Source organism: Psychrobacter pacificensis, assembly GCF_900101915.1.
GTDB lineage: Bacteria > Pseudomonadota > Gammaproteobacteria > Pseudomonadales > Moraxellaceae > Psychrobacter > Psychrobacter pacificensis.
In genome coordinates this window covers 1-14,623 of the sequence record NZ_FNAL01000014.1, presented here as the reverse complement: position 1 = coordinate 14,623, position 14,623 = coordinate 1, and the positions used below count along the sequence as shown (strand labels likewise).

Sequence of the window (14,623 nt, the reverse complement as noted above, 5' to 3'; positions counted from 1 at the left end):
TGTATATCTTTAGATATGTAGCAATTATCTAAAATTTTAAAAACAGCTTGAGAGTAACTATGTATAATATTAATAACTTGAAAATAGCAGTAATAGGTTTGGGCTATGTGGGACTACCATTAGCAGTAGAGTTCGGTAAAAATCACTCGGTTATAGGCTTTGATATTAATGCTGAGCGTATTTCAGCACTTAATACAGGTATTGATCATACTTTAGAAGTCAGTGAAGAGGAGTTAGCAGAAGCTACACATTTGAGTTATAGCTCAGATATCCAGATGCTTAAAGACTGCAACTTCTTTATCATCACTGTACCGACACCGATTGATGACTACAAACAACCTGACTTAACACCGCTTATAAAAGCATCGGAAGCAATCGGCGGCGTATTGAAGCAAGGTGATATCGTCGTTTATGAATCAACCGTATACCCTGGCGCAACTGAAGAAGTGTGTATCCCTGTGCTAGAGAAAGTGTCAGGATTGAGCTTTAACCAAGACTTTTATGCAGGTTATAGCCCTGAGCGTATTAACCCAGGTGATAAAGAGCACCGCGTGACTAACATCCTGAAAGTCACAGCTGGTTCAACGCCTGAGATTGCGGACTTTGTCGACGAAGTCTATAACTTAATCATCACTGCGGGTACACATAAAGCTGCCTCTATTAAAGTGGCTGAAGCAGCAAAGGTGATTGAAAATACCCAGCGCGATGTGAATATTGCCCTTATCAATGAGCTTGCCGTTATCTTTAATAAAATGGGTATCGATACGCAGGCAGTACTAGAAGCTGCAGGCACCAAATGGAACTTTTTGCCATTTCGTCCAGGTCTGGTTGGTGGGCATTGTATCGGTGTCGACCCGTATTATCTTACCCATAAAGCACAAGCGATCGGTTATAACCCCGAGATTATATTGGCTGGCCGCCGTCTAAATGACAGTATGGGTGAGTATGTTGTCACTCAACTAGTCAAAACCATGATTAAAAAACGTATTCAAGTTGAAGGTGCCAAAGTTCTGGTATTAGGCTTGAGTTTTAAAGAAAACTGTCCTGACGTACGTAATACTAAGGTTATCGATATCGTACACGAGCTGCAAGAATACAATATCGAGGTCGATGTTTACGACCCATGGGTAGATGCTGTAGAGGCCCAAAGAGAGTATGGTATTAAGCCTGTCAATGAGCCTACAGCCAATAGCTATGATAGTATTATTTTAGCAGTAGCTCACAGTGAGTTTGTCGATATGGGCGTAGCGCATATAAGAAGTTTAGGTAAACATAATCATGTGCTCTATGATCTGAAGTATGTGTTCGCCAAAGAAGACACAGATATCCGTCTATAAGCCCATATAGTCTTACAATAACAACATGCGAGCAATACTATGACAGCGACAACCTACAATAAAGTGAAAGAAACATTAGTACAGACGCCTAAAACTTGGCTTATCACAGGAGTAGCGGGCTTTATTGGCTCTAATCTGCTTGAGACACTATTATTGCTTGATCAAAAAGTGGTGGGGTTAGACAATTTCGCCACAGGTTTCCAGCATAATTTAGATGAAGTAAAAAGTTTAGTAAGCGCTGAGCAGTGGGAAAGGTTTACTTTCATAAAGGGTGATATTCGTCAGTTAACTGATTGTTCGAAAGCCTGTCAAGGCGTTGATTACGTGCTGCATCAAGCAGCGCTAGGCTCAGTACCGCGCTCTATCGCTGATCCTATCGCAACCAATGAGACTAATATCTCAGGCTTTTTAAATATGCTGGTAGCCGCTCGTGATGCTAATGTAGCTAGCTTCACCTATGCGGCGAGTAGCTCAACATATGGTGATCATCCGGCACTGCCAAAAGTAGAAGATGCTATTGGTAATCCGTTATCGCCGTATGCGGTAACAAAGTACGTTAATGAGCTGTATGCGGATGTATTCTCTCGAACTTATGGCTTTAAGACGATTGGCCTACGTTATTTTAATATCTTTGGTAAACGACAAACACCAGATGGTGCCTATGCAGCGGTGATACCGAAATGGACGGCCGCTATGATCGCAGGTGATGAAGTATTCATCAATGGCGATGGTGATACCAGTCGCGACTTTAACTTTATTGAAAATGCAGTACAAGCTAATATTCTGGCAGCGACTGCTACTGAACAAGCCAAGAACCAAGTATATAATGTAGCTGTGGGCGGCCGTACTACCCTTAATACGCTGTTTTCAGCACTTAAAGAGCATTTAAGCGCTAATGGCGTTAGCTATACTCAAGCTCCAGTTTATCGAGATTTTAGAGCAGGAGATGTGCGTCATAGTCAGGCTGACATTAGCAAAATACAAAACGCTCTAAGCTATGATCCGCAGTTTGATATTGTTCAAGGTATTGAAAAAGCGATGCCTTGGTATGTAACTAGCATTAATACTGTTAGCTAACGTGGAAAGTAACAAATACAAACGCATGGCTAAAAATGCGGGCATGCTGTACTTTCGCATGCTGCTAACTATGGCAGTTTCTCTTTATACTTCAAGAGTTATATTACAGACATTAGGGGTTGAAGATTTTGGTATCTACAATGTAGTCGCTGGATTCGTGATTACGTTAGGATTTTTAAATAGCGCAATGTCTTCTGCAACTCAGCGCTTTCTTGCATTTGAGTTAGGCAAACCTGATGTTAAGGATGTGCGCGGTATATTTAGTATGAGTCTAAATATACATAGCCTTATAGCCTTATTTGTATTTTTGTTAGGTGAAACCGTTGGGCTTTGGTTTGTAAGGACGCAGCTGACCATACCTATAGATAGAATGTACGCTGCTGAATGGGTATTTCACTTAGCGCTGTTGTCATTTATGGTAACCATAGTTAGTGTGCCCTACAATGCGCTAATAATTGCTCATGAGCGAATGAAAGTATTCGCATGGGTTAGCATTTTAGATGTGACGTTAAAACTTCTGATCGTATTTATGCTAAGTTGGTTCGGAATAGATAAGCTAATTCTTTATGGAATACTTAGTCTTGCCGTTGTACTTATAATAGCCATGGTATATCGAGTTTACTGTAAAAAGAAATTTATGGAATCACGATTTAGACTGTATTGGGATAAGAAGCTGTTCCATATTATGCTATCTTATACTAGCTGGAATCTATGGGGCAATATTTCTTTTGTAATGAATACACAAGGTTTAAATATTTTACTCAATATATTTTTTGGGCCATCAGTTAATGCTGCTAGAGCAATCGCTATGCAAGTATCTGGAGCGCTAAATAGTTTTGTACAAAACTTACAAGTAGCGATTAATCCTCAAATAATAAAGTCTTATGCCGCAAAAGACATGAATTACATGCATCAGCTTGTATGTTATGGAGCAAAGTATAATTTTTTTCTCTTATTCTTTTTAGCAATGCCAATATTGATAAATACAGATTTGATTTTAAATGTATGGCTAGGATCTGTACCTAAATATACCTCAATATTTGTAAAACTTATTATAGTTAATATTCTTTTTGATGGCATATCTGCGCCTTTAATGACATCTGCGCAGGCAAGTGGGAAAATTAAGTTGTATCAAAGTGTAGTAGGTGGTCTCTTATTACTAAATGTTCCTTTTTCATATCTTGTTCTAAGAATGGGATATGAGCCTTATGCAGTTGTATATGTTGGTATAACGCTATCTATATTTGCACTTATAGCAAGATTATTTATAGTCAAGAATCTAATATCGCTTTCAATAGTAGAGTATCTCAAAGAAGTTGTTGGCCGCGGGATTTTAGTGGTCATTACAGTTGTGACAATATACTATTTAGTACTCATACGTACATTAGAAGATTCTGGCTTTTGGTGGGAGTCGACTATTATATCAATAGGTGTACTATGTGCTGTAGCAGCTTTTGGGTTCAATAAATTTGAAAGAAAAGCAATATCAAAACAAGCTAGAAATATACTAAATAAGATTCATCAATAGATATAATCTGACAAGTCGTGATTTGGATCAATGCCATTATTCAAGAAGGACCAAAAATTATTATGATAGCAAATATTAAAGGACTGTTTGGAGATGTCCAAAAAAATGAAAGTGGTCATTTTATTCTAATTGGAAATTGCTTCCTTGATGATAAGCTATTAAATTTAGAACTGTTAGAACAGTTCGTTGTTAGCACCTTATTAAAAGATGATTTCAAAGCTTTTGAAAAAATAAATGGATTTTTTACAATTATTTATTCTCTAGATAACGCTACATATTTAATAAGCGATAAAGTAAGAAGTCGACCACTTTTCTACTACTTAAATCATGGTATCACTGTGTCTGATGACTTTGACTACTTGGTTGATACCTACAGTGACTTGAGTATTAATGATATATCTAAAGAAGAATATATACACACGGGCTACGTGACCTCGCATGAAACACTTATAAATGAAATTCATCAACTGGAAGCTGCGCAGGTAGTCAAGATCACACATGATGTAAATATCCAGCGGACAAATTATTGGAATTTCTTACCTGAGAAGACTCTAATAGACAATGATGGACAAGACTTTTGGTTTAGTAAAATGGATAAGGCGATGACAGCTATTATTGACAAGTTAATAACTGTGGCTGACGGACGGCAGATTGTAGTTCCTTTAAGTGGAGGATATGATTCTCGTGCTATAGCACTTTATCTAAAGAAGAGCGGATATCAAAATGTTATCTGCTTTACTTTTGGTAAATCTGATAGCCATGAAGTAAAAATGAGTAAACACATAGCAGACTCCTTAGAGTTCGAATGGTACAATGTCACTTATTCTAAAGCAATGTGGAAGACCATCAAAAAGAGTAAGGAATTTGGTCAGTATATAAAATTTATAAGCTCAGGTACTTCCGTAGCTAATGTACAAGTCTATCCAGCCATAAAAAAATTATTAGAGTTAGGTGTTGTTCACTCAGATGCAGTTCTATGCCCAGGACATACTGCTGATTTTGTTGCTGGAGGTCATTTTAATAAAAAAGATTTTCTAACTGTAAAAAATGAAGAAAAATTATTCGACCATGTAATTAAAAGGCACTACAAGCATACTTCTGAGGTATTAACCTCTGCTTTGGTTTTGAAGATAAAAACAGAATTAAGGCTATTGCTTAAAGAGTCCGGAGGCACGTTTTTACAAGTCGCTGAAATATGGAATTCAAAGGAAAGACAGAGCAAGTTCATAGTAAACTCAAACCGCTATTATGACTTTTTTGATTTAGATTGGTGGATGCCATTCTGGGATGACGAATTCATAGCTCTGTGGGAGTCAGTCCCTTATTCATTGCGTCTCAATACTGTACTTTGGAACGATTTTGTTAATTATAGTTTGGTAGATACTGTTGGCAAAAATGCACCTGTAGGTCGTTCAAATCCTCCTGTCAATTTTATTAATAAAGTTAAAAACAGATTGGCATATTTCACTGACCCAAATGCCTTGTATGTTCTCGTTCCTTTCAATCGGTGGTTTTTACAGCGTACTAAATTATCTAATAGACCGGGTACAGTGTTCGGCATACTTTCAGAAGATTATATTAAATTAATTCGTAAAAGGCTAAGCTAATGATAAAGCCATTCATAAAGAAAATTATACCAGCTTCATTTGTTTCTTCAGCGAATACAACAAAAGTCGCTTTAAAGAAGAAAGTATTAGGAGTATCACATAGAACCCGTTTTCTATCTGATTTTCATTATTTTGTATCGAATGACTTTTCTAATGAGCATCAAGCTGTTCTTAAGGGACGCAAAGCTTACTACGACTCTTTAAATGATATAGGTAAGAGCTGTGCGCTTTTGAGAAGAAATATTCATCGTCTTGAAAAAGGTCTCATCATGAAACCGAGACGGGATGTGTTTGGAGAGGGTTTTATTCAAGAGACAGTAGATTGTTATAGAGAGGCGGTAAAGTCTACAATATTGGCTACTGCAGAAAAAAAATGGGCTACAGACGTTTTAGATGAGTACTTTAAAATTGTCGGATCCACACCTAAGATCGATCAAGCGAGAGATTTCTACGAAAAAATACGTTTAGCAATGACCGATTATTATGACATAAATACAGAGTTCCCAAGTGGGAGCAAAGCGTTCAAACCTTATACTTATAGTAATTTGCCATCAACAAGTATCGAATTTAGCGAAATAAGACAGTTGTTTATTCGTAGACGTTCTGTACGGTGGTATCAGGACAAACCAGTACCACTCGATTTAGTACAGAAGGCATCAAATATAGCTAGTTTTGCACCATCTGCCTGCAATCGTCAGCCTTATCGCTTTATTTTCTGTAATGAAAAAGAAAGGACAGTCGCAATTGCAAAGTGTGCAATGGGCACAGTAGGTTTTTCAGAAAATTTGCCCGCTATTATTGCGATAGTTGGCGACCTTTCAGCTTATCCATTTGAGAGAGATCGTCACGTTATATATATAGATGGCTCTCTAGCGGCAATGCAACTAATGCTTGCTTTAGAAACGTTAGGATTGTCTACTTGCCCTATTAACTGGCCAGAGATTGATGCTAATGAGCGTAAACTAAGAAATGTAATTAAATTAAAAGATTATGAAAGAGTTGTAATGCTTTTAGCGGTTGGTTATGCGGAAGATACAGGTGGTATTCCTTATTCACAAAAAAAAGAAAACAATCTTATATTAGAGGATATTAGCAAATGATTATTGAAATAAGAGAAGTAGGTTTTGTTAATAAAGGGGCTGAGCTAATGCTTCATGCCGTAGTACAGAAATTAAGAGAGCGTTATCCAGATGCAATATTAACAATGGCACCTTCTTATGGTGGATCAGACGATACTTATAAGAAGATGCGGGATTTGAATTTACATCCAAAGGTTTGGTTATGGCGTAAAGGATTTGACTTCGGTAAATTTATAGAGTTCTTTCCTAGAAGAAAATTTTTGAAGCAATATGGTTTAGTTTTTACTGATGAAATAGATGTTGTCATTGACGCTGCAGGGTTTGCTTATAGTGATCAGTGGGGAACCAAAAATAGTAGAGAATTAAGTATATCTAGTGCCAAATGGAAAAAGAACGGTACAAAACTGATTATGTTACCACAAGCATTTGGTCCTTTCGAAAAGGATAATATTGGAAAATATGTTAAACGATGGACAAAAAATGCTGATTTAATATTTGCGCGTGAATTAGATTCTTACAACTATATTACAGATTTGGTTGGCAACAAAGATAAGATAAGATGCTTTCCTGACTTCACTAATCTAGTTGAAGGAGTAGTACCAGAAGGCTACGATAGTAGCAACAAACGAATTGCATTAGTGCCAAATTATCGTATGATCGATAAGACAAGTAAAGCAGAAAGTAAGGCTTATTTACCATTTTTGATTCGTTGTGCGAAATACTTGATGGAGCAAGGAATGCAACCTTTTATACTAGTACATGAAGGTGCTAAAGATCAGATGTTAGCTGAAAAAATATCAGAGGCTGTAGGTGGAATACCGATAGTCAAGGAAGCTAATCCAATATATATCAAAGGCATATTAGGTACATGTGACGCTACTATTGGAAGTCGTTTTCATGGTTTAGTTAGTGCTTTATCACAGGGAGTACCTTCCCTTGCTACAGGATGGAGTCATAAGTATTCTAGATTGTTTGAAAACTATGATTTCAAAGAAGGAATTGTTACAGTACTAGATTCAGACGAAATATTGGAAGAAAAAATAGACCTACTAATAAAACCTGTAACAGCAAAAAAACTTAGAAAGCATTTGCAAAAAGAGTCTAATAGACTTAAGGCATTATCAGAAGAAATGTGGTCTCTTGTATTTGTTGAGATTGATAAAATTTAGGTCTATATTTGAAAACTTATATGTCACTTTGTAGTGGCATAATAAAATTGGACAGCTTATAAGAGGTTATACTAACTCAAAGAGTATTTATATTGTTTGAAATTAAATATAGTTAAATCACTATAAAATCGAGACAGGGCTTCTGAGATGAATTTTATGCAGCCTCTATGTTAGCAGCACGCCAGTAAAATTCATACCAGTAATACGTAGCTATGTATGAATGCGTGTACCAATTCTATTTCGAACTGACTACACTGCACTCGTGAACTCTGTTTTGAGAAATTTAAAGTATAGGAAGAATTTTATCTTATTAAAATATAGCGAAGAAGAAAAATGAATGTATCAGTAGTTATACCTAGTTATAAATCAGAAAAACTTATATCGCGAACTATACACTCTGTTATCAATGCCGGAGTTGCACCCAATAATATATATGTGATAGAAGACGGAATATTCGATAATACTAGAAAAAAAATAGAAGATATAAGTGGTATTAATCATATTTCCTACTCAAAAAATAAGGGTGCACCTTATGCTAGAAACTTAGGACTAGATAGAGTAAACACCTCCTATGTTATGTTTATTGATTCAGATGATTTTGTTTCAACCCAACTTATTAAAGGCTTAGTTGATTCTTCCAATCTTCATAATGCTGATATTTCGTTTGGACCATGGAGACTCGATGGTGATAGCATGCGAAAAGGTGAAATTCGTCAACCACCGTATCTAGATAGTGAAGATTGGATTTTTAATTGGATAAACAATGAGTGTGTACCGACCTGTAGTGTTTTATGGAGAACTGAAAAATTAAAAAAAATTGGTGGATGGGATGAGAGGTTGAAAAAAAATCAAGATGGTGAGCTTGCGATAAGAGGTTTAATAAATACTAAAAATATCTCCATCAGCCAAGAAGGTTATAGTACCTATTGGCAGCATAATTCGCAACTTAGAGTAAGTAAGGCTCCAATAGAAGACAGACTTTTTGCTTCAGAGGTCGTATATGAACATATATTGAACTGGATAAATAGTAATAATAACCTAGTTGAATACAAAAAATCTTTAGGAAGATATTGTTGTAAAGTAGCATGGATAGCTCAATCAGAAGAATATGAAAATGATTCAGATAAATGGATATCGAGAGCAAAGAGATTAGGCTATGAAAATGATGGGTATAATAAAAAGACAATACTTCTATCACGAGTATTTGGTTTTGATACTGCGATCAAAATAAAGTCGGAATTACGTACTTTAACGAGCTATTTGAAGTAGTTAAAGTTCCAATCCGACCACAGCAACTGATTTTACTAATTTAGAGATTACTTAGCTCAGAGGTAAAAATTGTGATGAAAGTTATACATTTGATTCCACACGATGGTCTCGGAGGTGTAGAGCAAGCAGCACGCTCGCTAAAACCAAATGGTAGTTTGAATATTGAGGTAGCTTTTGTATGTGGTAAGACTTTGAGCGAAGAGTCACACATTAAGGTGATAAGTCAAAATAGTAATTTAAACTCTTTTAGCTTCTATATCAACGCATTCGAATATTTGTTAGATAATAAACCAAACCTGCTTATCTCTTCACTATGGCGAGTCAGTCTAATAGCTACAGTTTATACTATATATAGAAAAGTATTTACTAAAGAGCCCTTAAAGTTAGTCGTGTTTATACATGCTAACAAATTTGCTCACGTTGCTGATAAGATAGTTACTAGTATCGCTATGTCTTTAGCTGATGAAGTATGGTGTGACTCTCAAGCTAGCAAAGTCGGTATATTCTCAAGTAACAAAACCAGTAATAAAGTAAAAGTGATTTCCTTTTTTACTGGTTTAAGCAAGCATGTTTCAAACCATGATAGAAAAAACAACTTTGTATTTTGGGGAAGAATTGCAAAGCAAAAAAGGCTAGATAAAGCTATTCGGTTTTTTGAGAATATAAATAAACATGTTCCCGAAGCAATGTTCTATATTTTTGGACCAGACCGTGGGGAACTATCTAGTCTACAAGAATTGGTTAAAAAACTAGGACTAGATAATAATGTCCTCTTTATGGGTGAAAAAGTGCCCAATCACTATCCTGAGGAAGCTTTAAATTCTAAGTTCTTTATCAACACGTCAAGTCATGAAGGCATGGCTATAGCCGTCACTGAAGCCATGCAACTTGGACTGGTTCCTATTGTCACCCCTGTCGGAGAGATAGCGAATTATTGTACTGATAGTTTAAATTCCATCTACTACCAAGATTCTGCTCATGAAAAGGTTTTAAGTGCCATCAATGATCAAACAGTCTATGATAGTTTGAGTAGTAGCGCTCGTACATACTGGAACCAAAAAGTAGATTACTCTACGGATTTCAACCAAAACTGTCTAAGAATTCTTTCTGTTTGATGAGAAACATTTTATTAGTGCAAAACATTTTAACTTTCTAGTATAGGTAAGTTATCTAATAGATATTAAGATTATCAAGGTTACGTGAGGTATGCCTGAGACCGATTAGAGTAAATACTATTCACAAAACAACTTATCGTATACCCCATACAAAATCATATGTAGTTATAAATATGGAACTAACAGGTATTTAGCATGTCTTTAAAAGAAGATCTAGGACGTCGTAGTCCACATCTGGTACAGAACTTAGCCATTAGTGTTTTTAACACCTACCAGTATAGAGTCCGACACGGAGGCAACTACCAGAAGTATCGAGAGTATTTTTCAAAATTCTCAAACGCGTCACTATCTGAAATCGAATCAGAGCAAAGTAGTCGATTGCATAATTTTTTGGATAAAAGTACCTCTAATTCAAAATGGTATAGTCGTTTTAAAGACTATAAAGATTTAGGTGATTTCAATATACTCCTTAAGAAAGATATTATTGAGAATTTGGATGCAATTGCTACCATAAAAGAAAAAGATGCCGTTGTAAATTTTACAGGTGGTACCACTGGTGCCTCTATGAAGGTGCTTTATACCAAGGACAATGTCCAAGAGCGTAATGCATTATTGGACCATTTTAGAGCTCAGTATGGATATAAGCTAGGTAAAAAGTGTGCTTGGTTCAGTGGCAAAAACATAATCACTGAAAAAGATCTTAAAAAAGGCATTTGTCACAAAGACGACTACGTCAATCGTATACGCTTTTTTTCAACTTTTCATATTACTGATGCCAATTTTGATATATATTGGACAGCATTTTGTAAGTTTGCGCCTGAGTACATAGTAGGTTTTCCGTCTAGTGTTTATGAGCTATGTGCAATGGCCGTAAGTCGGAATTTAAAACTTAAAAGTAAAGTAAAAGCTTTTTTTCCGACTGCTGAGACACTACTACCTGTTCATCGCGAAGTTATTCAATCTGTGTTGGGATGTAAAATCGCTGATCAATATGCATCGTCAGAAGGTGCGCCATTTATTTTAGAATGCATAGAAGGTAATCTACATATCCATCCATTAACTGGAATATTTGAAGTAGTTGATGATAGTCTGCAACCAGCTCTAGAAGGCGAAATTCTAGTCACTTCATTTGCAACTGAGGGTACACCACTTATTCGCTACCGCATTGGCGATCGTATTACGCTTGCTCCAAAGGAATACAAGTGCAATTGTGGTTCGGTATTTCCAGTGGTAAAAGCTATAGAAGGACGTTCTACTGACTATATCTCAACTCCTACGAATGGTAAAATTAACTACGTAAATATAACCAATAGTACCAAAGGTGTTGCAGGTATCATTCAGTTTCAAGTGGTTCAAAACGAGTTGGAAAGAGTAGAAGTCATGGTTGTTGGCAATAAATACTTCGATGAAAAACAACAAGAAAAGTTTCATCATGCGCTAACTGAACGTTTTGGCAAAGATGTACTAATCAGCATAGAGGTAGTTGATAATATACCTAAAGAAAAGAGCGGTAAATTTAGAGTCGTTAAAAACAATATCAAATCATAGAGATAACTGAATGTCAGACCTAAGTTGGATCTATAGTTACGGTTTTTTAGGTGTTAGGCTGTTCGAGTTGCCTAGTCTACTGATATGCTTACTAATGGTGTTTTTACTTGGGTATAAATTTCAAGTAAAGCAGAAATATCAAGTGTTATTAGCTTTACATTGTTTTTTACCTTTCGTTCTAAACGACGTCTTATTTAGTACCTCTTATATGCCAGATCAATTTAAATATTGGCGTGCTGTTAATAGCTTAAGAAATGGCGAATTGAGTTTCATTCAGGCATTCATAAGTGACGGTAATGTAAATCAGGCTAGTGTGTTCTTCGCACTAATGCCATTTCCTACTCCCGTATCCCCCATAAGCTTAGGGTTTTATAATACTTTTTTATATATTATCCTGTTCTTTGTATTATATGTAAAAAGAGTCTTTACTAACGTATCTATATGGTTTTATTTACTATTTCCTAGTGCAGCGCTCTATACAGCGCTAAGTTTAAGAGAGACTTTGATTTTCTTTTTTATGACACTTACTATAATATATACACGCGAATCTAAAATTTTTAAAAGTGCTCTTTTTGTCATACCCATATATCTAATAAAATTTCAAAACTTTTTTATTCTTGGTCCTATCGTTCTAATATATTTCATATTCAACGTAGCCAGAAAAGGTATGAGTTTGGCTAAAGCATTGATGATTGGTGCTATTAGTTTAGCTGGCTTACTGCTATCTGCTCCTATTGCTATCCCGCTAGTAAACTTTTTTAGGGTTGCTATGTTTGTGGAAGATGGTGGTGATAGAGATGACATTAGTCTGATTACAGGTGCAGGTGACTTTGTTTTCCAAGGCTTGACCTCAGCATTGTACTTCTTGGTCAAGCCATTACCATGGGAAGCAACTAGTGCCTTACAGTTAATACAGTCACTTGAAAATGTATTTGTTTTGGGTGTTTTATTTTTAATTACTCGACAAGCTTGGAGGAAAAATTTAGATAAGCTTGCTTTTTGGTTACTGTTTTTAGCTTTCTCAATGTCTATATACGGCCTCGTGGTATTTAACTACGGTACTGCCGTACGCTACCGCTACCCATTTGTAATGATTTACGTGTTGTTTGTCTGCGCAGACTGCAATATTACTAGACTGAGAAGTAATAAAAGAATAAAGAACTATACTCAACCTATATTTAAATCTTCAGAATAAACTTAAATTTTGTGGCCTAAATTTTATTATCTATATCCAATATACTGTGTACTAACTATGAAATTTTTAATATGTGCCAACTACTTACCTCATGTACTGAACTTTCGCGGTAAGCTATTACAAGACATCGCTGCACTAGGCTATGAGATACATGTAGTAGCACCAGATTTAAAGACTTATGCTACAGATTATAATACCTTAAGTGAGCTTGGATACAGTCTACATGAAGTACCTATGCAACGTACTGGTACTAATCCTATTGCGGATATGAAAATGATAATGGCGATGTATAGTCTATTACATGAGATACAGCCTGACTTTATGCTCTCATATACTATCAAGCCCGTTATATATGGGACGTTAGCTGCTTGGCTTGCTAAAGTACCTAACCGTTTCGTATTGATCTCTGGACTGGGTTATACCTTTCAGCAGGTGGAAGAAACGAGTAAACGTACAGTATTTCAAAAACTCGTCCATGGTATGTATCAACAAGCACTAAAAAAATCATCAAAGGTATTTTTTCAGAATACAGATGATCGTGACTTATTTAAAAGTTTAAAGTTGTTGAGTTCTAAAACGCCCAGTGTGGTAGTAAATGGATCAGGTGTTGACGTCACTGATTTTGATGTCTTACCGTTTCCTAGAGATACAACAGGCAGTATCAAACCCTCTTTCTTATTAATTGCTAGATTACTCAAAGATAAAGGTATATTAGAGTATGTAAGGGCAGCTAAAAGGATAAAGGCAGAATATCCTAATGCTGAATTTCATTTGGTAGGCTGGATAGACGAGAACCCTGCAGCCATCAGTCAGACTCAGCTAGATGATTGGATAAAGGACGGTGATATTAACTATTGGGGTAAGCTTGACGATGTTCGTCCGGCAATACAGGAGTGTTCTGTATATGTACTGCCCTCATACCGTGAAGGCACGTCGCGTTCTGTGTTAGAAGCAATGTCGATGGGTAGAGCAATAATTACTACGGATGCTCCAGGGTGCCGTGATACTGTGATATCTGGTGAAAATGGCTACCTTGTTCCTGTCAAGGCTGTTGATGAGTTAGTCGATGCCATGAAGCAATTTATAGACAACCCTAGCTTATATGAGAGACTGGGTCAGGCATCTAGAAGTATTGCTTTGGAAAAGTACGATGTGAAAAAAGTAAATGCACATATGATCTCTGAAATGGGGTTAATGTCATTAAGTAATAAGTTATAAACGTATGATGTTGTAATATATTAATTATTATATATACTCTTGTATTTCCTACTTACTTAAAAGCGATACTTTTCAATTTTTTATTAATAAGAAGTTATTCAAAAGTAAAGATATTAAATATGAATTGCTACTACAAACGTTAATTAAGAGCCTTTCCCAAACTCTGTGTAACTGCTTATAATCCATTAACCGGAGAATAAGCAATGACTACTCAATCTGACATTAAAAAACTGGCCGAGCAAATGGCTGGTAGCATGAACAGCTTCGATGACATCAAAGACTTTCAAAAGCAGCTCATGCAGTCGTTTATCGATACTGCCCTTGAAGCTGAGATGGAAGACCATCTCGGCTACCCCAAGCATGAGAAAGCAGACAAGCCTAATAAGCGCAATGGACACACTAAAAAAACCGTCCGTAGCGACACAGGCGATCTTGAAATCTCTACCCCAAGAGACCGTGATAGCAGCTTTGATCCTGTACT

General features: G+C 36.2%; 12 protein-coding genes. All 12 read left to right on the top strand.

Annotation, left to right across the window (positions count from 1 at the left end):
* Positions 1 to 59 precede the first annotated feature (59 nt).
* Positions 60 to 1,337 (top strand): Vi polysaccharide biosynthesis UDP-N-acetylglucosamine C-6 dehydrogenase TviB, encoded by a 1,278-nt coding sequence (tviB, locus tag BLR43_RS09150; RefSeq protein WP_093070649.1) that lies wholly within the window; start codon positions 60 to 62, stop codon positions 1,335 to 1,337.
* A gap of 39 nt (positions 1,338 to 1,376) precedes the next feature.
* Entirely contained in the window at positions 1,377 to 2,414 is a 1,038-nt protein-coding gene (locus tag BLR43_RS09145) for an NAD-dependent epimerase/dehydratase family protein (protein ID WP_093070647.1), read from the top strand.
* A 25-nt stretch (positions 2,415 to 2,439) separates the two neighbouring features.
* Entirely contained in the window at positions 2,440 to 3,942 is a 1,503-nt protein-coding gene (locus BLR43_RS09140; RefSeq protein ID WP_201587823.1) for an MATE family efflux transporter, read from the top strand.
* Positions 3,943 to 4,004: 62 nt separating this feature from the next.
* Positions 4,005 to 5,549 (top strand): asparagine synthase-related protein, encoded by a 1,545-nt coding sequence (locus BLR43_RS09135; protein WP_093070644.1) that lies wholly within the window; start codon positions 4,005 to 4,007, stop codon positions 5,547 to 5,549.
* Complete coding sequence (locus BLR43_RS09130; protein ID WP_093070641.1) at positions 5,549 to 6,649, top strand: nitroreductase family protein; 1,101 nt, start codon at positions 5,549 to 5,551, stop codon at positions 6,647 to 6,649. The genes BLR43_RS09135 and BLR43_RS09130 overlap by 1 nt, the downstream gene beginning before the upstream one ends.
* Positions 6,646 to 7,797 (top strand): polysaccharide pyruvyl transferase family protein, encoded by a 1,152-nt coding sequence (locus BLR43_RS09125; RefSeq protein WP_093070638.1) that lies wholly within the window; start codon positions 6,646 to 6,648, stop codon positions 7,795 to 7,797. Before BLR43_RS09130 ends, BLR43_RS09125 begins: the two co-directional genes overlap by 4 nt.
* Positions 7,798 to 8,130: 333 nt before the next feature.
* Complete coding sequence (locus BLR43_RS09120; RefSeq protein WP_093070636.1) at positions 8,131 to 9,066, top strand: glycosyltransferase family 2 protein; 936 nt, start codon at positions 8,131 to 8,133, stop codon at positions 9,064 to 9,066.
* Positions 9,067 to 9,140: 74 nt separating this feature from the next.
* Positions 9,141 to 10,181, top strand: coding sequence for a glycosyltransferase family 4 protein (locus BLR43_RS09115; protein ID WP_093070633.1), 1,041 nt, complete (start codon positions 9,141 to 9,143; stop codon positions 10,179 to 10,181).
* 195 nt (positions 10,182 to 10,376) lie between these two features.
* Positions 10,377 to 11,729: a phenylacetate--CoA ligase family protein gene (locus BLR43_RS09110; protein ID WP_093070630.1), complete on the top strand. Its 1,353-nt coding sequence runs from the start codon at positions 10,377 to 10,379 to the stop codon at positions 11,727 to 11,729.
* 208 nt (positions 11,730 to 11,937) lie between these two features.
* Positions 11,938 to 12,924, top strand: a complete 987-nt coding sequence (locus tag BLR43_RS09105) for a hypothetical protein (protein WP_227674286.1) — start codon at positions 11,938 to 11,940, stop codon at positions 12,922 to 12,924.
* Positions 12,925 to 12,981: 57 nt separating this feature from the next.
* On the top strand, positions 12,982 to 14,142 hold the full coding sequence (locus BLR43_RS09100; RefSeq protein ID WP_093070624.1) for a glycosyltransferase family 4 protein: 1,161 nt from the start codon (positions 12,982 to 12,984) through the stop codon (positions 14,140 to 14,142).
* 203 nt (positions 14,143 to 14,345) lie between these two features.
* Positions 14,346 to 14,623: transposase (locus BLR43_RS09095; protein WP_208855957.1), on the top strand; the 278-nt coding region annotated here is incomplete at its 3' end.

Bases quoted from the DNA above. Each gene is read 5' to 3' on its own strand.
- tviB (WP_093070649.1), top strand. From the start codon at position 60: ATGTATAATATTAATAACTTGAAAATAGCAGTAATAGGTTTGGGCTAT.
- BLR43_RS09145 (WP_093070647.1), top strand. From the start codon at position 1,377: ATGACAGCGACAACCTACAATAAAGTGAAAGAAACATTAGTACAGACG.
- BLR43_RS09140 (WP_201587823.1), top strand. From the start codon at position 2,440: ATGGCTAAAAATGCGGGCATGCTGTACTTTCGCATGCTGCTAACTATG.
- BLR43_RS09135 (WP_093070644.1), top strand. From the start codon at position 4,005: ATGATAGCAAATATTAAAGGACTGTTTGGAGATGTCCAAAAAAATGAA.
- BLR43_RS09130 (WP_093070641.1), top strand. From the start codon at position 5,549: ATGATAAAGCCATTCATAAAGAAAATTATACCAGCTTCATTTGTTTCT.
- BLR43_RS09125 (WP_093070638.1), top strand. From the start codon at position 6,646: ATGATTATTGAAATAAGAGAAGTAGGTTTTGTTAATAAAGGGGCTGAG.
- BLR43_RS09120 (WP_093070636.1), top strand. From the start codon at position 8,131: ATGAATGTATCAGTAGTTATACCTAGTTATAAATCAGAAAAACTTATA.
- BLR43_RS09115 (WP_093070633.1), top strand. From the start codon at position 9,141: ATGAAAGTTATACATTTGATTCCACACGATGGTCTCGGAGGTGTAGAG.
- BLR43_RS09110 (WP_093070630.1), top strand. From the start codon at position 10,377: ATGTCTTTAAAAGAAGATCTAGGACGTCGTAGTCCACATCTGGTACAG.
- BLR43_RS09105 (WP_227674286.1), top strand. From the start codon at position 11,938: ATGCCAGATCAATTTAAATATTGGCGTGCTGTTAATAGCTTAAGAAAT.
- BLR43_RS09100 (WP_093070624.1), top strand. From the start codon at position 12,982: ATGAAATTTTTAATATGTGCCAACTACTTACCTCATGTACTGAACTTT.